The 20,916-nt window shown below is 69.7% G+C and carries 13 protein-coding genes; 8 read left to right on the forward strand and 5 right to left on the reverse strand.

What is annotated here, in order from left to right; translation table 11 throughout:
- Window positions 1-109: 109 nt before the first annotated feature.
- The 5 genes from ACWD3H_RS37385 to ACWD3H_RS37405 all read left to right on the forward strand — a co-directional run bounded on the left by ACWD3H_RS37385 (window position 110) and on the right by ACWD3H_RS37405 (window position 11,396).
- Complete coding sequence (locus tag ACWD3H_RS37385) at window positions 110-1,681, forward strand: cellulase family glycosylhydrolase (RefSeq protein ID WP_451958359.1); 1,572 nt, start codon at window positions 110-112, stop codon at window positions 1,679-1,681.
- A 407-nt stretch (window positions 1,682-2,088) separates the two neighbouring features.
- A complete protein-coding gene (locus ACWD3H_RS37390; RefSeq protein ID WP_451958360.1) occupies window positions 2,089-5,028 on the forward strand; it encodes a glycoside hydrolase family 48 protein in 2,940 nt (979 codons plus the stop codon).
- A 231-nt stretch (window positions 5,029-5,259) separates the two neighbouring features.
- Complete coding sequence (locus tag ACWD3H_RS37395) at window positions 5,260-7,875, forward strand: glycoside hydrolase family 9 protein (RefSeq protein ID WP_451958374.1); 2,616 nt, start codon at window positions 5,260-5,262, stop codon at window positions 7,873-7,875.
- Between the two features lie 117 nt (window positions 7,876-7,992).
- On the forward strand, window positions 7,993-9,555 hold the full coding sequence (locus tag ACWD3H_RS37400) for a cellulase family glycosylhydrolase (protein WP_451958361.1): 1,563 nt from the start codon (window positions 7,993-7,995) through the stop codon (window positions 9,553-9,555).
- Between the two features lie 200 nt (window positions 9,556-9,755).
- Window positions 9,756-11,396 (forward strand): endo-1,4-beta-xylanase, encoded by a 1,641-nt coding sequence (locus ACWD3H_RS37405; RefSeq protein WP_451958362.1) that lies wholly within the window; start codon window positions 9,756-9,758, stop codon window positions 11,394-11,396.
- A gap of 444 nt (window positions 11,397-11,840) precedes the next feature.
- Here ACWD3H_RS37405 and ACWD3H_RS37410 read toward each other — a convergent pair whose 3' ends face one another.
- From ACWD3H_RS37410 to ACWD3H_RS37420, 3 genes are all read right to left on the reverse strand, one after another.
- Window positions 11,841-12,164, reverse strand: a complete 324-nt coding sequence (locus ACWD3H_RS37410; protein ID WP_451958363.1) for a hypothetical protein — start codon at window positions 12,162-12,164, stop codon at window positions 11,841-11,843.
- A gap of 341 nt (window positions 12,165-12,505) precedes the next feature.
- Window positions 12,506-13,144: an SGNH/GDSL hydrolase family protein gene (locus ACWD3H_RS37415; RefSeq protein ID WP_355627203.1), complete on the reverse strand. Its 639-nt coding sequence runs from the start codon at window positions 13,142-13,144 to the stop codon at window positions 12,506-12,508.
- A 249-nt stretch (window positions 13,145-13,393) separates the two neighbouring features.
- A complete protein-coding gene (locus ACWD3H_RS37420) occupies window positions 13,394-14,422 on the reverse strand; it encodes a neutral zinc metallopeptidase (RefSeq protein ID WP_451958364.1) in 1,029 nt (342 codons plus the stop codon).
- Between the two features lie 134 nt (window positions 14,423-14,556).
- On the opposite strand from ACWD3H_RS37420, the gene ACWD3H_RS37425 reads away from it, so the two are divergent.
- Window positions 14,557-16,224 carry a DUF2207 domain-containing protein gene (locus tag ACWD3H_RS37425; protein ID WP_451958365.1) on the forward strand — a complete coding sequence of 556 codons (1,668 nt, stop codon included), beginning with the start codon at window positions 14,557-14,559 and terminating at the stop codon, window positions 16,222-16,224.
- A 37-nt stretch (window positions 16,225-16,261) separates the two neighbouring features.
- Here the strand turns inward: ACWD3H_RS37425 and ACWD3H_RS37430 are convergent, their stop codons facing one another.
- The gene (locus ACWD3H_RS37430) at window positions 16,262-17,203 is read right to left on the reverse strand and encodes an asparaginase (RefSeq protein WP_451958366.1); all 942 of its coding nucleotides are present in this window, start codon (window positions 17,201-17,203) and stop codon (window positions 16,262-16,264) included.
- A 58-nt stretch (window positions 17,204-17,261) separates the two neighbouring features.
- Here ACWD3H_RS37430 and dtd point away from each other — a divergent pair, with 58 nt between their 5' ends.
- The gene (gene dtd / locus ACWD3H_RS37435) at window positions 17,262-17,687 is read left to right on the forward strand and encodes a D-aminoacyl-tRNA deacylase (RefSeq protein WP_350911198.1); all 426 of its coding nucleotides are present in this window, start codon (window positions 17,262-17,264) and stop codon (window positions 17,685-17,687) included.
- A gap of 124 nt (window positions 17,688-17,811) precedes the next feature.
- On the opposite strand, the gene ygfZ is transcribed toward dtd, so the two are convergent.
- Window positions 17,812-18,795 (reverse strand): CAF17-like 4Fe-4S cluster assembly/insertion protein YgfZ, encoded by a 984-nt coding sequence (gene ygfZ / locus ACWD3H_RS37440; protein WP_350911196.1) that lies wholly within the window; start codon window positions 18,793-18,795, stop codon window positions 17,812-17,814.
- Between the two features lie 284 nt (window positions 18,796-19,079).
- Here ygfZ and ACWD3H_RS37445 point away from each other — a divergent pair, with 284 nt between their 5' ends.
- Window positions 19,080-20,915, forward strand: coding sequence for an RNA ligase family protein (locus tag ACWD3H_RS37445; RefSeq protein ID WP_451958367.1), 1,836 nt, complete (start codon window positions 19,080-19,082; stop codon window positions 20,913-20,915).
- The last annotated feature ends 1 nt before the right edge of the window (window position 20,916 follow it).

Below are 20,916 nucleotides of genomic sequence, written 5' to 3' on the forward strand. Positions count from 1 at the left end.
CGGTTGACGGGAGCGGGGTGAGCGCCGAACCATGGCGAGCGCGACCGGCCGCATCTTCGATCGCGGGGGCCTCTCCCCGCGTACAGACCCCGTCCCCGAAGGGTTCTTGATGAAAGTCCTGCGTGTTCGCAGGTGGCCGGCGGCGCTCGCGGCGCTCGTGGTCACCTCGGCGCTGGCGGTCGCGCTCGGCTCCTCTCCCGCGGGTGCCGCGGGCGGAACCGGTACCGGCTACCTGCGCACCTCCGGTAACAAGATCGTCGACAGCACGGGCGCGACGGTCCGGCTGACCGGCATCAACTGGTTCGGCATGGAGACCGACAACAAGACCTTCCACGGGCTGTGGTCGAGCAACCCGTGGAAGGGCCAGATCGACAAGATGGCCTCACTCGGCTACAACACCCTGCGCGTGCCGTTCTCCAACGACGCGCTCAAGCCGGGCGCGGTCGCCAGCGGCATCAACGACTACGTCAATCCCGATCTGGTCGGCAACACCCCGCTGCAGATCCTCGACAAGGTCATCGCCTACGCGGGAAGCAAGGGGATGCGGATCATCCTCGACCGGCACCGGCCGACCGCCGCCGGGCAGTCGGCCCTGTGGTACGTCGCCTCGACGCCGGAGAGCACCTGGATCAACGACTGGAAGGCCCTTGCCCAGCGGTACGCGGGCAACACCACGGTCATCGGCGCCGACCTGCACAACGAACCGCACGCCGAGGGCACCAACCCGGCGGCCACCGGGGCGTGCTGGGGGTGCGGCGACACCGCGCGCGACTGGCGACTGGCCGCCGAGCGCGCGGGCAACGCCGTGCTGTCGGTCAACCCCAACTGGCTGATCTTCGTCGAGGGGGTGAGCTGCCCGAGCGGTGGCCTGTCCAACGTCTGGGACAACGACCCGAGCAACGACGAGGACTGCGGCTGGTGGGGCGGCAACCTCTCCAAGGCCGGAGAGTTCCCCGTGCGGCTGAACGTGGCGAACCGGCTGGTCTACTCGCCCCACGAATACGCCACCTCGGTTTACCACCAGGCCTGGTTCGACGCGCCGAACTATCCGGCGAACATGCCCGCGATCTGGGACAGGTACTGGGGCTATCTCTACAAGCAGAACATCGCCCCGATCATGATGGGCGAGTTCGGCACCACGCTCCAGGCGGCCGTGGACAAGGTCTGGCTCCAGGAACTGATGAAGTACACCGGCACCGGGGTGAACGGCATGTCCTTCACCTACTGGTCGTGGAATCCCAACTCGGGTGACACCGGTGGCATCGCCAAGGACGACTGGATCTCCATTAATCAGGACAAGCAGGACATCCTCCAGCCGTACCTGATCCCACCGGTCGGCGGCGGTGGCGGAGGCACCTCCACGCCCACGCCCACACCGACGGCCACCACCTGCCAGACCACCTACGCGATCACGAACTCCTGGTCCGGCGGCTTCCAGGCGGAGCTGACCGTGAAGAACACCGGGACGTCGACCTGGAACAACTGGTCGGCGAGCTGGACCATGCCGTCCGGGGTGACGCTCGGCAGCGGCTGGAACGCCACGGTCACCCAGAGCGGGACCACCTTCACCGCGAAGGCCCCGAGCTACGCGGCCAACCTCGGGGCGGGCCAGTCCGTCGTCGTCGGGTTCACCGCCACCGGGCCCGCCACCCCAGGCCCGTCCAACATCACCTGCTCCTGATCGACATCTCCCCGACGGGTGCCCGCCCGCCGGCATCGTCGAGGGCGTGCCGCCGAGCGGCACGCCCTCGCGTGGCATCTCTCCGGATCCTGAAACGGATCCCGGCACGAGCTCCGGTGTTCGGCGGCCCCCGGGGCCGGACTCGGCCTCGCAAGCAAGCGCTCGACCCCCAAGATCGGGAAGCCTGAAACTTTCACGGCCTGCGAAAAAAGTGGCGCGGATCGTAGCAGCCTGGCGGCATGGGCCGTGAAACATCGACGTAACCGAGGACACATGCCATTGACATCCCCGGGACTGTCCCCAGAATCCCTTATGGGAGCGCTCCCACCCCCTCTCTCCCTTGCTTGATCCTGCGCGAGGCCACTACCAGCAAATTCGTGCTGATCTCACCCCCGGAGGCCCACTTCATGCATCGATATCCCATCAAAACGGGAGCGCTCCCACGCTTCCGGAGACGAGTCGCCGCGCTGGCGCTGCTCAGCCTGGCGGCCGGGACGACCACCGCGCTGGCAGCCTCGCCCGCGCTCGCCGCCGTCGCCTGTGACGTGACCTACACGACCAACGACTGGCAGGGCGGCTTCACCGCCAACGTGACCGTCAAGAACCTCGGTGACCCGCTGAGCGGCTGGACCCTCGGGTTCAGCTTCCCGACGACCACCCAGAAGGTCACCCAGGGCTGGAGCGCCACCTGGGCGCAGAGCGGCCAGGCCGTCACCGCCAAGAACCTGGACTGGAACGGCAACCTGGCCACCGGCGCCTCGACCAGCATCGGCTTCAACGGCAGCTGGTCCGGTACCAACCCCAAGCCGACCTCCTTCACGATCAACGGCGTGGCCTGCGGCGGGACCACCCCCGTCAACCAGCCGCCCACGGTGAAGATCACCGCTCCGGCGGCCGGGGCCACCTTCGCCGCGCCCGCGACGGTCCCGATCACCGCCGACGCGGCCGACAGCGACGGCACCGTCTCCAAGGTCGAGTTCCTCAACGGCAGCACGGTGCTGAGCACCGACACCACCGCGCCGTACGCCTTCAACTGGACGAACGTCGCCGCCGGAAGCTACTCGCTCACCGCGCGGGCGACCGACAACGCGGGGGCGGTCACCACCTCCACCCCGGTGGGGATCACCGTCACCGCCGACTCCGCCGCCGCGGTGCTCGCCACCCCGTCCACGATCGCCGTCCCCGAGGGCGGCACCGCCGACTTCTCGGTCAAGCTCTCCAAGGCCCCGACCTCGAACGTCACCGTGACGACCGCCAGGACGAGCGGTGACACCGACCTGACCGTCTCCTCCGGCGCGTCGCTGACCTTCACCACCGCCAACTGGAACACGGCCCAGACGGTGCGGATCGCCGCCGCCGAGGACGCCGACCAGACCTCCGGCAGTGCGGAGTTCACCTCGACCGCCCCCGGTCACACCTCGGCCAAGGTGACCGCCACCGAGGTGGACAACGACGTCAGCGGTGGCGACAACGAGTACATCAAGCGCTTCGTCGCGATGTACAACAAGCTCAAGGACCCGGCGAACGGCTACTTCTCGCCGGAGGGCGTGCCCTACCACTCCGTCGAGACCTTCATGGTCGAGGCGCCGGACCACGGGCACGAGACCACCTCCGAGGCCTACAGCTACTACCTGTGGCTGGAGGCGGCCTACGGCAAGGTGACCGGCGACTGGAGCAGGTTCAACGCCGCCTGGGCCTCGATGGAGAAGTACATCATCCCGGCCACCGCCGACCAGCCGACCAACTCCTTCTACAACCCGTCCAAGCCCGCCACGTACGCCGGCGAGTGGGACGACATCAAGCAGTACCCCTCCAAGCTGGACAACGGCGTGAGCGTCGGCGTCGACCCGATCGCGAACGAGCTGAAGACCGCCTACGGCACCAGCGACGTCTACGGCATGCACTGGCTGCTGGACGTGGACAACACCTACGGCTTCGGCCGCTGCGGGGACGGCACCACCAGGCCCGCCTACATCAACACCTACCAGCGCGGCCCCGAGGAGTCGGTCTTCGAGACCATTCCGCAGCCGTCCTGCGACACCTTCAAGCACGGCGGCCCGAACGGCTTCCTGGACCTGTTCACCGGGGACAGCAGCTACGCCAAGCAGTGGAAGTACACCAACGCCCCCGACGCGGACGCCCGCGCCGTCCAGGTGGCCTACTGGGCGCACACCTGGGCCACCGAGCAGAACAAGGCGTCGCAGGTCTCGGCCACGGTCGCCAAGGCCGCGAAGATGGGTGACTACCTGCGCTACGCGATGTACGACAAGTACTTCAAGAAGCAGGGCTGCACCAGCACCTCGTGTGCGGCGGGCACCGGCAAGGACAGCGCCTCCTACCTGCTGAGCTGGTACTACGCCTGGGGCGGCGCCAACGACAGCTCCGCCGGCTGGGCCTGGCGGATCGGCTCCAGCCACAACCACTCCGGCTACCAGAACCCGATGGCCGCCTGGGCACTGTCCAGCGTGGACGTGCTCAAGCCCAAGGGCACGACCGCCGTCGCGGACTGGACCATCAGCGCCAAGCGGCAGCTTGAGTTCTACCGCTGGCTCCAGTCGAGCGAGGGCGCGATCGCCGGTGGCGCCACCAACAGCTGGCAGGGTCACTACGCGGCCCCGCCGTCGACACTGCCCACCTTCTACGGCATGGCCTATGACTGGCAGCCGGTCTACCACGACCCGCCGTCCAACCAGTGGTTCGGCTTCCAGGCGTGGACGATGGAGCGGGTCGCGGAGCTCTACTACGCGACCGGCAACGCCGACGCCAAGCTGATCCTCGACAAGTGGGTCAAGTGGGCCACCGACAACACCACCGTCAACGCCGACGGGACCTACCAGATCCCCTCGACCCTGGTGTGGACCGGCCAGCCCGACACCTGGAACGCGAGCAACCCCGGCGGCAACAGCGGGCTGCACGTGAGCATCAGGGACTACACGACGGACGTGGGCGTGGCGGGTTCCTACGCCAAGGTGCTGATGTACTACGCGGCCAAGTCCGGCAACGCCACCGCCAAGAACGTCGCCAAGGGCCTGCTCGACGGCATGTGGAAGAACAACCAGGACGCCAAGGGTGTCTCGGTCCCCGAGACCAAGGCCGACTACCGGCGCCTCAACGACCCGGTCTACGTCCCCGCGGGCTGGAGCGGCAAGATGCCCAACGGCGACGTGATCAACTCCAGCTCGACCTTCCTGTCCATCCGGTCCTTCTACAAGAACGACCCGGACTGGCCGAAGGTGGACGCCTTCCTGAAGGGCACCGGGCCCGCCCCGTCCTTCAACTACCACCGGTTCTGGGCACAGGTGGACGTCGCCGTCGCCCTGGCCGAGTACGGCCGGCTCTTCCCCTGATCCGGCACCTTCCCCGATCCCGATTCCGGCCTTGACCCCGGTTCCCGGTCCGGCTCCCGTCTGAGCCGGACCGGGAACCGGGATCCACCTCCCCCGAGACCTCGGGGCGTGACGGCACCCCTGACCTGCTGTCACGCCCCGAGCACCACCTCCGAGAGGCACCTTATGAAATCCAGTGAGGGGACTACCGGATTCGTCCGGCGGGGAAATCGCTCCCGCGTTAGTCTTTCTCTGTTTGAGCCGGGCAGGGCTTGTCCGTCGCCTACCCCGACTGGGGAAAGCGAGAAGCCGCTTCCTTCGAGGAGCGGAGGAGTCACGAAGAAAACCCTGGCGGTTCTCGCCACGGCGGTTCTCACGTTGTCCGGCCTGACGGCCGTGCCGGTGCCCGCGGCGTCTGCCGCCGCGGCGCCGCAGTTCAGCTACGGCGAGGCGCTGCAGAAGTCCATCTGGTTCTACGAGGCCCAGCAGTCGGGGAAGCTGCCGAGCTGGAACCGCGTCAGCTGGCGCGGCGACTCCGGGCTCACCGACGGCCAGGACGTCGGGCTCGACCTGACAGGCGGCTGGTACGACGCGGGCGACCACGTCAAGTTCGGCCTGCCGATGGCGGCCAGCGCGACGATGCTGGCCTGGGGCGCGGTGGAGTACCGCGACGCGTACGTCTCCTCAGGGCAGCTCACCCACCTGCTGAACAACCTCAAGTTCGTCAACGACTACTTCATCAAGGCCCACCCGTCGGCGAACGTGCTGTACGGGCAGGTCGGCAACGGCGGCAAGGACCACGCCTGGTGGGGTCCCGCCGAGGCGATGCAGATGGAGCGGCCCGCTTACAAGATCGACGCCTCCTGCGGCGGAGCGGACCTGGCCGGGGAGACGGCGGCGGCGATGGCGGCGTCATCCATCGTCTTCCGTCCGACAAATCCGACTTATGCCGACACGCTGGTGACGCACGCCAAGCAGCTCTACACCTTCGCCGACACCGTGCGGAAGAAGTACAGCGACTGCATCACCGACGCGTCGGGCTACTACCAGTCGTGGAGCGGCTACAACGACGAGCTGGTCTGGGGCGCGATCTGGCTGCACCGGGCCACCCAGGACGCCTCCTACCTGGCCAAGGCGGAGTCGTACTACGACAACCTCGGCACCGAGCCGCAGTCCACCACGAAGTCCTACAAGTGGACGATCGCCTGGGACGACAAGTCGTACGGCACCTACGTGCTGCTGAGCAAGCTGACCGGCAAGCAGAAGTACCTCGACGACGCCAACCGCTGGCTCGACTACTGGACCGTCGGGGTCAACGGCCAGCGGGTGAAGTACTCACCGGGCGGCCAGGCGGTGCTCGACCGGTGGGGATCGCTGCGCTACGCGGCCAACACCTCGTTCGCGGCCCTGGTCCACTCGGACTCGATCACCGACGCGACGCGTAAGGCGAGATATCACGACTTCGCGGTCAGGCAGATCAACTACGCACTCGGCGACAACCCGCGCAACTCCTCGTACGTGATCGGGTTCGGCGCGAACCCGCCGAAGAACCCGCACCACCGCACCGCGCACGGCTCGTGGACCGACCAGATGACCAACCCGGTCGAGACCCGCCACACCCTGTACGGCGCCCTCGTCGGCGGCCCGCCCGACCCCGACGACAAGTACACCGACAAGCGCGACGACTACGTGATGAACGAGGTCGCCACCGACTACAACGCCGGCTTCACCAGTGCCCTGGCCCGGCTCTACCGGGAGTACGGCGGAGCCCCCGCCGCGAACTTCCCGGTCGCCGAGACCCCCGACGGGCCGGAGATCTTCACCGAGGCCGGGGTGAACGCCTCGGGCTCGACGTTCACCGAGATCAAGGCCATCGTCAGGAACCAGTCGGCCTGGCCCGCGCGCCCGCTGACCAACGGCTCGTTCCGCTACTACTTCACCCTCGACGGCACCACGACAGCGAACCAGATCACCGTGTCGTCGGCCTACAACCAGTGCAAGGCCCCGACCGGGCCGACCTTGCTGTCCGGTAAGACCTACTACGTCACCATCGACTGCTCCGGCACCTCCATCTCCCCCGCAGGCCAGTCGCAGCACCGGCGCGAGGTGCAGTTCCGCCTCGCGAGCACCGGCACGTGGGACCCGTCCAACGACTGGTCGTACGTGGGCGTCGCCACCACCCCCGGCGCGACCCCGGTCCGGGTGCAGAACATGACGCTCTACTCCGGCACGACGAAGATCTGGGGCACTCCCCCCGGTGACGAGCCGCCGCCGCAGGAGGACCTCGTCGCCCCGTCCCGGCCCGGCAAGCCCGTCGTCTCCGCGATCACCGGGAGCGGCGCCACGCTGACCTGGACCGCGTCGACGGACAATGTGGGCGTCAGCGGCTACGACGTCTACCGGGGCACAACGAAGGTCGCCACCTCCGCGGCCGCCTCGTACACCCTCACCGGCCTGACCCCGGCGACGGCGTACACCGTGTCCGTGGTGGCCAGGGACGCGGCGGGCAACTCCTCCGAGGCGTCCGAGAGCACCGCGTTCACCACGACCCAGGCCCCGGCGGGCGGCTGCACCGCCACCTACACGGTGGGCAACAGCTGGCAGGGCGCCTTCCAGGGCGAGGTCACCGTCAAGAACGAGGGCGCCTCGGCGATCTCCGGCTGGACCGTGACCTGGAAGTTCCCCAACGGCCAGACGATCAGCCAGCTCTGGAACGGCACGCTCACCCAGACCGGGGCGGACGTGTCGGTCAGGAACGTGGCCTGGAACGGCAACCTCGCCCCGAACGCGTCGGCGTCCTTCGGCTTCACCGCGAGCCAGAGCGGCGTCAACGGCATCCCCACTCCGGTGACCTGCACCGCGAGCTGACACACCTTCGTCCCTCCAATGTCCAGGCGCACCGGTCCACTCAGCCGGCGCCCCCCTGCCCCGGCCGGGCGCGACGACCCCTCCGCCCGGCCGGGCACTCCCCAACCGAGGTAGGTCATGCGTTTCAGAAGCCTGGCGCTGCTCGCGGCGCTCCTGCTCTCGTTCTTCGTCTCGATCCCACCCGCCCACGCCGCCGTCGGTCTCCGCGTGAGCGGTACGAAGATCGTTGAGTCGAACGGCAACACGTTCGTCATGCGGGGTACCAGCCACGCGCACACCTGGTACCCGTCCCAGACCGCCTCGTTCGCGGGTATCAAGTCGCTCGGCGCGAACACGGTCCGGGTGGTGCTCAGCGGCGGCCGGTGGACCGCCAACGGCGTCTCCGACGTGGCGAACGTGGTCTCGCTCTGCAAGCAGAACAAGCTCATCTGCGTGCTGGAGAACCACGACACCACCGGGTACGGCGAGCAGAGCGGCGCCTACACCCTCGACCAGGCCGTGGACTACTGGATCAGCGTCAAGAGCGCGATCGTCGGCCAGGAGGACTACGTGGTCCTCAACATCGGCAACGAGCCCTTCGGCAACAACGCGACCACCCCCGGCTGGACCCAGGCCACCTCGTCCGCGATCTCCCGGCTGCGGAGCAACGGCTTCCAGCACCTGATCATGGTCGACGCGCCCAACTGGGGCCAGGACTGGGGCTTCACCATGCGCGACAACGCGGCCACCGTCTTCGCCGCCGACTCGCAGCGCAACACCGTCTTCTCCATCCACATGTACGGCGTGTTCGACACCGCCGCCGAGGTCACCGGCTACATGCAGAGCTTCCAGACCGCCGGGCTGCCCCTGGTCGTCGGCGAGTTCGGCTTCGACCACTCGGACGGCAACCCCGACGAGGACACGATCATGGCCCAGGCCCAGGCCAGGGGCATCGGCTACCTCGGCTGGTCGTGGAGCGGCAACGGCGGCGGCGTCGAGTACCTCGACCAGGTGACCAACTTCAACGCCGCCAGCCTCACCAGCTGGGGCCAGCGGCTCTTCAACGGCGCGAACGGCATCGCACAGACCTCCGTCGAGGCCAAGATCTACGGTGGGAGCACCACCCCCGACACCGAGGCGCCGACCAAGCCGGGCACGCCCACCACCTCCGCGATCACCGGGAGCGGCGCCACGCTGACCTGGACCGCCTCGACGGACAACCGCGCCGTCACCGGCTACGACGTCTACCAGGGCACCACCAAGCTCGGCTCCTCGGCGACGAACTCGATCACCCTGACCGGGCTCAGCGCGCAGACCTCCTACACCGTCCACGTGGTGGCCAGGGACGCGGCCGGGAACACCTCCCCCGCTTCCAACACCACCACCTTCACCACCACCTCGGCCCCGCCGAGCGGCTGCACCTCCACCTACAAGACGGTCAACTCCTGGCAGGGCGGTTTCCAGGGCGAGGTCACCGTCAAGTGCACCGCCGCCGTCACCGGCTGGAAGACCGTTCTCACCTACCCCTCGGGCGTGAACATCACCCAGTCCTGGAGCTCCACCCTGTCCGCCGCTCCCCCGGCCTTCACCTTCACCAACGCCGCCTGGAACGGCTCCATCCCCGCCGGCGGATCCACCACCTTCGGCTTCATCGGCAGCTGGAGCGGAAGCGGCACCCCACCCACCCCCACCATCTCCTAGCCCACCCACAGTCCCCACCCGCACGGAGTTCTCCCGCGCGAGCGACCCTCCCGTACGAGAACCCGGTGCGGCCGGGGCAAGGGGGTACGGCTCACCTGCCGTGCCCCCTCTCCCCGGACCGTTTCCGAAAGTTTCGGTACCTTCTCGCAAATTTTCTAATCACTAGGCCGGATCTTCCCGGCCCTCAGAGAGGACCCCCCATGTCCAGCCTCCGCAAAGCGATCTCGGCAGGGGCGATCGCCCTGCTCCCGCTCGTCACGGCAGCCGTCGCCGTCCTGCCCGCCACCCCGGCCCACGCCTCCGCCTCCCTGCGCGAACACGCCGCCGCGCGCGGCAAGTTCATCGGCGCCGCGGTCGCCACCTCCCCGCTGGCGAACGAGACCTCCTACCGCAACATCGCGGCGACCGAGTTCAACCAGATCACCGCCGAGAACGTCATGAAGTGGGACACCACCGAACCCAGCCAGAACCAGTTCAACTGGACCGGAGCGGACGCCGTCGTCAACTTCGCCACGCAGAACAACCAGCAGGTGCACGGGCACACGCTGGTCTGGCACAGCCAGACGCCGAGCTGGGTGCAGAATCTCAGCGCCACCGACATGCGCTCCGCGATGCAGAACCACATCGCCAAGGTCGCCGGCCGCTACGCCGCCAACCCCACGGTCGTCTCCTGGGACGTCGTGAACGAGGTCTTCGACGACAACGGCAACATGCGCAACTCGTTCTGGTACCAGAAGCTCGGCGACACCTACATCGCCGATGCCTTCCGGGCCGCCCGGGCCGCCGACCCTGACGCCAGGCTCTGTATCAACGACTACAACGTCGAGGGCGTCAACGCCAAGAGCACCGCGATGTACAACCTGGTGCGGACGCTGCGGGCGCAGAACGTGCCGGTCGACTGCGTCGGGTTCCAGGGGCACCTGGCCACCCAGTACGGCTTCCCCGGCCAGGTCCAGCAGAACCTCCAGCGCTTCGCCGACCTCGGCGTCCAGGTCAGGTTCACCGAGATCGACGTCCGGATCCAGATGCCCCGCGACGCGGCCAAGGACACCCAGCAGGCCACCTACTACCGCGACGTCGTCAACGCCTGCCTGGCGGTGACCCAGTGCGCGGGCATCACGCTCTGGGGCTTCACCGACAAGTACTCATGGGTCCCCGACACCTTCCCCAGCGAGGGCGCGGCCCTGATCTACGACGCGAACTACGCCAAGAAGCCCGCCTACACGGCGGTGCACGACGCGCTGGCCGGTGGCACCACCACCCCGGACACCGAGGCCCCGACCAGGCCGGGCACTCCGGTCGCCTCGGCCATCACCTCCTCTGGAGCGACCCTCAACTGGACCGCCTCCACCGACAACCGCGCGGTGACCGGCTACGACGTCTACCGGGGAAGCACCAGGCTCGGCTCGTCGGCCACCAACTCCATCACGCTGACCGGCCTCAGCCCGCAGACCGCCTACAGCGTCACCGTCGTCGCCCGTGACGCGGCGGGGAACACCTCGACCGCCTCCGCGGCGGTGACCTTCACCACCCTCGCCGGGCAGCCCGGCGGCCCCTGCACCTCCACCTACAAGACGGTCAACTCCTGGCAGGGCGGTTTCCAGAGCGAGGTCACCGTGAGCTGCCCCTCCGCCGTCACCAGCTGGAAGACGGTCCTGACCTACCCCTCGGGCGTGAACATCACCCAGTCCTGGAGCTCCACCCTGTCCTCCGCTCCCCCGGCCTTCACCTTCACCAACGCCGCCTGGAACGGCTCCATCCCCGCCGGCGGATCCACCACCTTCGGCTTCATCGGCAGCTGGAGCGGAAGCGGCACCCCACCCACCCCCACCATCTCCTAGCGGTACGCGGACCGGCGGTCCAGCGTCGGTCTCACGGGCCCCGTGGCCGGTTCACACCGCGTCACGGGGCTTCCCGCCTCAAGATCGATAATGACGCGAAGGAAGCCGGACAGCGCGAGGCGGCGACACCGCGGTTCGAAAACCGCGGCGCCGCCGCCGGTAATCCTGTGAGAAACAACAACTCGCACTGTGTTGAGAGTCAGGATCCCGAAGAGATTCTTCCCGGGTTTCCGTGCCCTCGGTTCGGGGCGGCGTTTCTCTGTGGAAAAACACGGTCCCGGTGAATACCGGATCCCTATCTCTTGGCGTCGCTTCCGGAGCCGCACGAAATCGCGGATCCGGCCGCGAATGGCCTCACATCTCGAATGTCTTCGACATCCCGGATGCCCCGGCCCCGCATCGCACCCCGATCAGAGCGCGGCCACGGTTGGACGGCCGGAAGGCCTAGTCCTCGTCGTCGAAGCCACGGAAGCCGGAACCACCGCTCCTGTTGCTCAGGTGGTTGAAGTTGTTGTTGTGGTTGTTGATGGTCACCCTGACGCGGCTGTGGTGGCGGTGGCGGTGGCCGCCCCAGCCGCCACAGCCGCCGCCGCCGCAGCCGCAGCGGCGCCCGCAGCCACCGCCCCAGGTCGGGAAGGCCGCGGCGGTGACCGTGGCGGTGGTCGCGCCGGCGCTCGTTGCGGTGGTCGCCGCACCCATACCGACAGCCCCACCGGTCAGCGCCGCACTGATCGCGAGCCCTGCGATAACACTCTTGGACTTGGGCATTGTGTTTCCCCTCGAAAGGTTCAGTTACCCTAATTTCCGGCTTTTTCTAGATCGGCCGAAAATCGCCTGAGATGACCAGACATGAGCCATCCCTGATTGTCATAGTTTCCTGCCATGTCTGCCCACAAACAACGATTCAAGGCTTTTACACTATTCTTGTCTAGTTATGGCGGACATTAAACTATTATGAGTCACTTTGGGGTGGAATGTCCTTTATGTACCCCGAGGAGCCGCAATCCACGAGGACCGGGCGAGCCACCGAACCTGCGGCTCCCGGTCCCGCCGCCGTGAACGGACGGACCGCTTTTCGCACCGCCGGCCAAGGCCGCGGGCGGCACGGGTCAGAGGGGACGGGCATCGATGCCGTACTCGTGCAGCCTGGCGACCATCCAGCGGGAGAGGCGCAGATGGCCCACGAGGGTGGGATGGACGCCGTCGGGCAGCACCGCCCCTCTGCCCCAGCCCCGGCCGTGTGGGCCGAGCGGTTCGAACGGGTCGAGGAAGGGCACCTCCAGCCGGTCGGCCGCGGTCGAGACGGCCTCCCTCACCCGGTAGGCCCATCGGGGAGCCCTCGTCATCCAGATCGGGCCGACCAGCACGATCCTGGTGTGCGGCCACTGCCGCCTGACCAGCTCCAGCAGGCGGACCACCGCCCCCTCGATCCTGGCGGCCCCGATCCGGCGGTCGTTACGCCCACCGGAGACGATCAGCAGGTCGGGCTCCGGACGCCAGGAGAGCTCCTTGACGAAGGACTGCTGGAAGGTCCGGCCCACCCTGCCCGGGTTGACGAAGCCCGTTCCTGCGGCGCCCGCGGTGATCAGCTGCCAGCCCAGCTGCCGGGCGACATGTGCCGCGTAGCCGTCCCATCCCTGTACCGGCCCCGACCCGACCGTGAAACTGTCACCGATGATCATGACGAGTGGCGCCTGGCTCGGGGGGGACGGGGTGGCCGAGGCGGGGAGTTCGGCACCCAGCGTCACCGGTACGACCGTGCCCCCCTCAGGGACACATCCCGAAATAAGACAGGAAATCGCTACAACAAGCGCGACCGCGAACGCCCACGGTCGTCTACGTGCGGGCGTGCGCATGCCACCTCGGGGGACGTCGGACTGCCGACTGATTGTAGATGTCCGCCGGTAGCCGGACTCGGAAAGCGGAGAAGCCGGACCCGGTGGCATCACGGGGCCCGGAAGCCTTTCCGAGCGGCCTGCCCGTTCGGCGGGAGCGGGTCAGCTGACCTGGGAGGGAGGGACGACCCAGGTGTTGCAGTAGGCGATCCGGGCGTACTTCCAGCCCTGGTGGAGCCAGGCGGCGTAGTGCTCGCCGTTGCCGTGGTCGCGCCGGAGGTTGCCGTTCCGGTCGTCGCCGCGCCCGTAGTCCGTCCGCAGCACCTGCTGCCAGCGGGCGCCGGTGATACCCAGCGGGACCCGCACGGTTCGGGCGAAGGCCCCGGCGAGACACTGCGCCTGAAGCTCGTGGCGACGGGAGTGCGCGTCCTGCGCCTCGCGGGACCTGGTGGAGACCTCCCACCACCAGGCCCCGCCGATGCCCGCCATGGACTGCACGTGGTGGGCGTACTCATGGGCGAGCACGGTCAGGTAGGGCACATGGTTCTGGGCGGGGTCGACCTGGCCGCTCTGCTGGATCACATGACTCAGGCCGATGTACATGCCCCGGTTGGCCGGGCAGTAGTAGGCGGAGGCGTCGGGGTTGGGATAGACCCCGCAGGGCCCGCGTCCCGCACGGGACCAGTAGACCTTGCTCGGCAGCAGGAAGACCGCTCCGGCCTGGGAGAACTTCGCGCTCCACGCCCGGTCCAGACAGCCGGTGACGGCGTTGAGGTAGGCGAGCATGTCGCCGGGGTCGGTCGAGGGCCGAGGAGCGCGGCAGGAGGTGGGGCGCATCAGGCCGGTGCCGTACAGCGGGTTGCGCTTGAGCCGGGCCGCGGTGTCGGAACGGCGCATGTAGCGGAGGTCGACGGCCATGCTCCGCTCCGCGGCGGCCGGCACGATCTCGGTGTCCCCCAGCGAGCCGAGGTTCAGCTTCCGCGGCGGGGTGAAGGTCGGCGGAGTGATCTCGACCTCGCCGGTCTGCGTGGGGACGGCCTTCCCGGTCGCCACCGGGGCCGTCCCGGGACCGGCCGGACTCTCGGCCTCCTCGCCACCGGCCAGGCCGGCGATCACCACGACCCCGGCGAACGCCAGGGCGAGAATACCCAGAACGCCAAAGGCCAGCGGGTTCGACCTTCGTGGGCGCATGCGACCGCCTCTCCAAAGAGTGGATCTTCGGGCGGCAATCTAGCGGATACACACACATATGGGTTTACGGGCGTGAAGAAATGGATATGAGGCCGATCATCACGGCTCGGTGCTTCTCGATAGGCTCCCGACCCATGGCGGCATCTTTCTCGCACCGAGCAGCCGGAAGCCTGGCCGCGACGGCCATCCTCGCGTCGCTGGTCAGCGCCTCCCCTGCCCTCGCGACCGTTTCCGCGTCCCCCCAGGCCCCCCAGGACGGCAAGGTGACGAGCACGACGGTCCAGATGGAGCTCCGGCAGGACGGGGTGCTTCATGTCAAGGAAGAGGTCATCTTCGAGGGCGACGCGCCGTCGCGCGACCTCGTCGACCGGACCCGCTACGACAATCGCAGCGACCGGCTCTACCAGGTCACCGATCTGAAGGGCGACGCCACTCTGACCGGCGGCACCATCACCCTGAAGGGCACGGGCAGCGCCGTCCTGGAGTACGACGTCAGGGGCACCATCACTCCGCTCACCGACGCCCAGGAACTACGCTGGTACGCCGTGGGCGGCTGGTCCGTCCCGGTCGAGCAGGCCAGGGTCACCGTGAGCGGCCCGGCCGCGCTGCAGCACCTGTCGTGCTTCGCCGGCCCCCTGACCTCGGCGATCGCCTGTACCGAGGCATCCATGGGCCACACGGGCGTCGCCGCCGAGTTCGGGCAGCAGGGCCTGGGCGCCGGCGAGGTGCTCACCGTGGTCATCGGCTACCCCGCCGCCGCCACCAAGGGCGCGCCGATCCTGGCGCGCCGCTTCGAGCTGTCCAACGCCTTCACCCTCAACGCCGTGACCGGCGGCGCGCTGGCCGCCCTGCTTCTTCTGATGCTCGGTGGCCTCGCCCTCCTCTACTGGACGCGAGGCCGGGACGCCCGCGTGGTCGGCCACGAGTCGGGCTCGCTCAGCGGCGTCGAGAACGGCCACTTCGCCCCGCCGGACGGCGTCCGCCCCGGTCAGATCGGCACCCTCATGGACGAGCAGGCCGACGTGATCGACGTGACCGCCACGATCGTCGACCTGGCCGTCCGGGGCTACCTCAGGATCGACGAGCAGCCCCGGCAGACGTACGAGACACCCGACTGGAGGCTCGTACGGCTGCCCGCCGCCCAGGTCTCCTCGCTGATGGCCTACGAGCTGGAGCTCTACGACGCCATCTTCGACGGCCGCGACACGGTGCTGCTCTCGGAACTCCGGGGATCGTTCGGCGCCAAGCTCGGCAAGGTCCGCGAGGCGCTCTACCGCGACGTGGTCAAGCAGGGCTGGTTCGCCCGCCGCCCCGACACCGTCCGCACCCGCTGGACGACCCTCGGCGTGCTCCTCACCGTGCTCGGCGTCCTCACCACCTTCGCGCTGGCCTGGCTCACCACGTACGGACTGCTCGGCCTGGCCCTGATCATCGCCGGTGCCGCCCTGGCGGCGGGCGGCCAGTACATGCCGGCCAAGACCGCCAAGGGTGCGGGAGCGCTCGCCCACACCCTGGGGTTCAAGGAGTACCTGTCCGGCGGTGACATCACCGATGACGTGCCGACGGCCCAGCGGGTGGAGCTGTTCTCCCGCTACCTGCCCTACGCCGTGATCTTCGACAGCGTCGACCGCTGGGCCCGCGTGGTCTCCTCGGTCACCGGCAACGGTCAGCAGGCCGACAACCTGTACTGGTACCACGGCCCGGCCGAGTGGGACCTGTCCAGGTTCGCCGACTCGATGCGGACCTTCACCATGACCACCTCCGGCGCGATCTCCACCACCCGCCAGTTCCGCTCCCTTTGACCTCGTCGGCGGGGCACCGGGAGACCTGTGCTGATCACTACCGCACGCGGATCTCCCCCACCGGACGCCCGCCGCCGAGCAGCACCCCGGTGGCCAGCTCGTCGAGCTCGGGGCCCTCGAAGCCGAGCGCCCGCAGGGCCGCGACGGTGACCGGAACCCGGGCGCGCTGGCCACCATCCTCGATCTTGACGGTCCCCGAACGCCCGTCGCCGAAGGCGAAGGCGTCGAACGCCTCCGCACCGATCTTGACCATCAGCCCGGGAATCGCCCGCATCAGCCGGGCCTCGGGGCGGGTGGTGCCCGACGTCCATTCGGGGTGGGCCCGGAAGGCATCCGCGATCCGGCGCTCCGGAGTGCCCGGCTCGGCCAGGACCAGTGCGCGGAACGCCCGGGTCACGCCCAGCATCGAGATGAAGAACAGCGGGGCGCCGCAGCCGTCCACCCCGCCGGCCGCGACACGCTCGCCGGTCAGCTCCTCGACCGTGGCGCGGATCGCCCGCTGCAGCGGATGGGTCTGGTCGAGGTAGGTCTCCACCGGCCAGTCATTGACCACGCAGGTGGCGAGCATCGCCGCGTGCTTGCCCGAGCAGTTCATGTAGACCCTGGCCCGGCTCCCTCCGGAGCGCAACACCTCCTCCCGGGAGGCGGCGTGCTCGGGCAGGTCCTCCGGGCAGCCCAGCGCGCTCTCGGCCAGCCCGGCCCCGGCCAGGATCTCGCGTACCCCGTCCACGTGGAACGGCTCACCCGCGTGGCTCGCGCACGCCAGCGCGAGCAACTCCCCCTCCAGGAGGAGCCCGGCGCGGACCATGGCGAGCGCCTGTAGGGGCTTCATCGACGAGCGCGGCGAGGCCGGCGCGTCCACCGCCCCGTGCACCCTCACCAGGGAGCCGTCGGCGGCGACGGCGAGCATCCGCGCCCGATGGGTGGACTCCACGAACCCCGAGCGGACGACCTCGACGAACAATGACTCAGCAGACACCTTTGTCTCCTTTCGCCCAGAGTCTAGGGAGGTCGGGAGGCACGGGATGATGGGAGGCATGCGTGCGGTCGTGCAGCGGGTGAGTTCCGCGTCAGTGGTGGTGGACGGCGTGACGGTCGGGGCGATCGACGAGCCGGGACTGCTGGTCCTGGTCGGCGTGACCCATACCGACACCCCCGAGCAGGCGGCCAGGCTCGCCGCCAAGCTCTGGGGCCTGCGGATCCTCTCCGGCGAGAAGTCCTGCTCCGACATCGGCGCGCCCCTGCTGGTGGTCAGCCAGTTCACCCTGTACGGCGACACCCGCAAGGGGCGCCGCCCCACCTGGCAGGCCGCCGCGCCGGGTCCGGTCGCCGAACCGCTGGTCGAGACGGTCTGCGCCGAACTGCGCGGGCTGGGCGCCCACGTGGAGACGGGGGTCTTCGGCGCCGACATGAAGGTCGGGTTGACCAACGACGGCCCGATCACCCTGATCCTGGACGTCTGAGCCCCGGGACCGGGACTTTCCCGGTAAGCCGATCTCTCCGGGGCTCGGTGCCCCGAAGAGATCGCCCGAGAGGTGGCCCGAGAGGTGGCCCGACCACGCCGATCCCGGGCCGGAAGCGGTGCCGTCAGCGGATGCGGCGGCGCAGGGCGGGATCGATCTGGACGTTGCGCCCGGCGTCCGGCGGCACGATGACCTCCTGGGACGCGGCCACCCCGCCGGCCTCCAGCGTGGCGTCCACCGGCACCGTCCGCTTGACCACGGCCAGCGCGATCGGGCCCAGTTCGTGGTGGCGCGCGGCACTGCCGACGGAGCCGACCTCCGCGCCGTCGTACGTCACGGGGGCACCGTGCTTCGGCAGGGTGTCGACGCTGCCGTCCAGGTGCAGGAAGACCAGGCGGCGCGGGGGGTGGCCCAGGTTGTGGACGCGGGCCACGGTCTCCTGGCCCTTGTAACAGCCCTTGCTGAGGTGCAGGGCCGTGCCGATCCAGCCCACCTCGTGCGGGATCGTCTTGTGGTCGGTCTCGAAACCCAGCCGGGGGCGGTGCTCCTCGATCCGCAACGCCTCGTACGCCCAGAGCCCGGCGAGCCTCAGCCCGAGCCCCGCCGCCAGCTCCTCGCGGGGGAGCAGGATGTCGCGCCCCACGGCGACGGCCCCCGCCGGCAGGTCGGGCCGCGCCGGTCCGGCCACGGAGACCACGGCGTAGCGATCCGTCACGTCGGTGACCTCGACCCTCAGCATGAACCGCATCTTGTCGAGGAACGCGGCCAGCTCCGCGCCGGTGCCCGGCTCGACATGCGCCCAGACGGCCGCACCGTCATCGACAAGGACGAGGTGGTGCTCCACCCTGCCCTGGGCGTCCAGCAGCAGTGTCTCGGTGGGCCGACCAGGTTCAAGGTCGTCGAGTTTCTGCGAGCTGAGGCTGTTGAGCCAGCTCAGACGGTCGGGCCCGGAGATCCGGATGACCTCGCGGTTGCTCCGGTCGACCATCGCCTCTCCGGCGAGCAGCGCGCGCTGCTCGGCGAACGGGTCACCGTAGTGTCCGGCGACATCGGCGTCGGGGGTGTCGGCCGCGACCGCGCCGGGAGTGTCCAGCAGAGGGCTTCGCATGTACACAGCCTACGAGGCCGCACCAGGCAGGGCGGCGGCGGCTCCGCCACGCTCCCGGGACGGGTTCCGGAGGCGCCCGCGGAATTCGGGGGCGCCCACGGATCGCGGCGGCTCAGGGACGGAGCGCCTCCGGAGGATCAACGGGTGCGCGAGTCCCCCGGCGGTGAGGCCGACCGGCGCCGGTCGTCACGATCCGGGCGCGGGCCACGCCTTTATCCTGTGGATCCGCCCCTCCCTCTCCCCCTACAGTCGCCGGAGCGCGACGTCGTCATCGGGAGCGGATCATGCGAGTGCACTACCCCCGCACCCCTCACCTGCCCTGGTCTCCCGGGGCCACCTCGGACGACGTACGCGCCGACGGCCTGTCGGGGCTGGCCGGCCGGGAGGTCGTCGTCACCGAGAAGCTCGACGGGGAGAACACCACCGTGTACCCCGACGGGGTGCACGCCCGCTCGCTGGATTCGGCGCACCATCCGTCCCGCGCGTGGGTCAAGGCCCTGCACGGCAGGATCGCCCGGTTCCTCCCACCGGGCCGGCGGGTATGCGGCGAGAACCTCTACGCCCGGCACTCGATCGAGTACCGGGACCTGGAGAGCTGGTTCTATGCCTTCTCCATCTGGGACGGTGACCACTGCCTCGACTGGGACAGGACGGTGCGCCTGACCCGGCGGCTGGGGATCCCGGTTCCGCCGGTGCTGTGGCGCGGCACCTTCGACGAGCGGGCGCTGCGGGCCCTGCGCCTGGACACGACGCGGCGGGAAGGGTACGTCGTACGAACGGCCGCCGGATTCCACCGGGAGGAATTCGCCCACCACATCGCCAAATGGGTGCGTCCACGGCATGTCCGGACGACCGAGCACTGGATGCTCGCGCCCGTCGTCGAGAACGGCCTGGGACCGGCCGCCGCGCTGTGGAAGGTGCGTTCGGGAGCCGATCCGGACCTGCCGGCGCTCATCTCGGCGACGGGGATGACGGCCGGTGATCCGGCGGGGCCGGGGGCAGGCTCCCCGGAAGCGGCGCGACGGCCGACCACGGCGACCGGTGACCCGGCGGGACCGGCGATCCCGGTGGCCGCCGCCGAGCGCGTCGAGGCGGCCGTGGCCGACGTCTCCGCCAGGCTCGACCTGCTCGGCCGGACTGGGGACGCCCGGCTGGCGGGCGTCCTGGCCACCCTGTTCCACGGCACCCGCCGGGCCTGGCTGGCGTCCGCCCTGGTGGCTCCCCTCGGCATGCCCCTGGCCCGGCGGGTCGCCGACCTGGCCGGGCTGAGCACCCGCCTGCACCGCCCCTTCCCCGACGAGGAGCGCAGGACCGGTCTGGTGCGGCTGACGGCCGCGGCCGACCTGGGAGTCCTGCACGCGGTCGCCGCCGCGGCCCTGACCGGGCGCGCCGACGGTGACGCCGCCGACGCGCGCGAGCAGGTCGGCTGGTCCGAGTTGCACGCCGACGAGGCCGGGCTGCTCGGCGAGGCGCCGCTGGAGCCGCTGCGCCTGGGCCTGCGCCAGGCGCTCGACGGATGTGATCCCGACGTGGCGGACCGGTGCTGGGCCGAGACGCGGGAGTCCTACGCGCTGGGCCGGATCGCCACGGCCGAGGGCGGCCTGGCGGTGAGCGGGCGCTGGCGGTCCGGCCGGTTTCCCCGGCTCGTCGTCATGGTCGGCCCGTCGGGCAGCGGGAAGAGCACGTTCGCCCGCGGTCTCCCGGACGCCGGGGCCGTCGTCGCGCTCGACGACCTGCGCCAGGCCCGGGGGTCCCGGTCCGACCAGCGGGCCAACCCGGCGATCCTCCGCGAGGGCCTGCACCGGCTCGACGCGCTCCTGGCCGGCGGCGGAACCGTGGTGTGGGACGCCACGGCCCTGAACCGGCACCAGCGCTCCCTGGTGCACACCGTGGCCCGCGGGCGCGACGCGCTGACGACGCAGGCGGTCATGCTGGTCCCCGGCGACGTGCTGGCCCGGCGTAACGTGGGCCGTGCGCACCCGGTGCCGCCGGAGGTGCTCTCCGCCCAGCTTCGCCGCTTCTCCCCGCCCTATCCGGGAGAGGCGCACCGCACGTGGTACATCGGGCCGGAGGGGAACGTCCTCGACGTCGCCGGAGCCCTCGACAGCGATGAGGAATGAT

This window comes from Streptosporangium sp. NPDC002607 (assembly GCF_053592655.1).

Bases quoted from the DNA above. Each gene is read 5' to 3' on its own strand.
- ACWD3H_RS37445 (WP_451958367.1), top strand. From the start codon at position 19,080: ATGCGAGTGCACTACCCCCGCACCCCTCACCTGCCCTGGTCTCCCGGG.
- ACWD3H_RS37390 (WP_451958360.1), top strand. From the start codon at position 2,089: ATGCATCGATATCCCATCAAAACGGGAGCGCTCCCACGCTTCCGGAGA.
- ACWD3H_RS37385 (WP_451958359.1), top strand. From the start codon at position 110: ATGAAAGTCCTGCGTGTTCGCAGGTGGCCGGCGGCGCTCGCGGCGCTC.
- ACWD3H_RS37400 (WP_451958361.1), top strand. From the start codon at position 7,993: ATGCGTTTCAGAAGCCTGGCGCTGCTCGCGGCGCTCCTGCTCTCGTTC.
- ACWD3H_RS37405 (WP_451958362.1), top strand. From the start codon at position 9,756: ATGTCCAGCCTCCGCAAAGCGATCTCGGCAGGGGCGATCGCCCTGCTC.
- ygfZ (WP_350911196.1), bottom strand. From the start codon at position 18,795: ATGCGAAGCCCTCTGCTGGACACTCCCGGCGCGGTCGCGGCCGACACC.
- dtd (WP_350911198.1), top strand. From the start codon at position 17,262: ATGCGTGCGGTCGTGCAGCGGGTGAGTTCCGCGTCAGTGGTGGTGGAC.
- ACWD3H_RS37425 (WP_451958365.1), top strand. From the start codon at position 14,557: ATGGCGGCATCTTTCTCGCACCGAGCAGCCGGAAGCCTGGCCGCGACG.
- ACWD3H_RS37420 (WP_451958364.1), bottom strand. From the start codon at position 14,422: ATGCGCCCACGAAGGTCGAACCCGCTGGCCTTTGGCGTTCTGGGTATT.
- ACWD3H_RS37410 (WP_451958363.1), bottom strand. From the start codon at position 12,164: ATGCCCAAGTCCAAGAGTGTTATCGCAGGGCTCGCGATCAGTGCGGCG.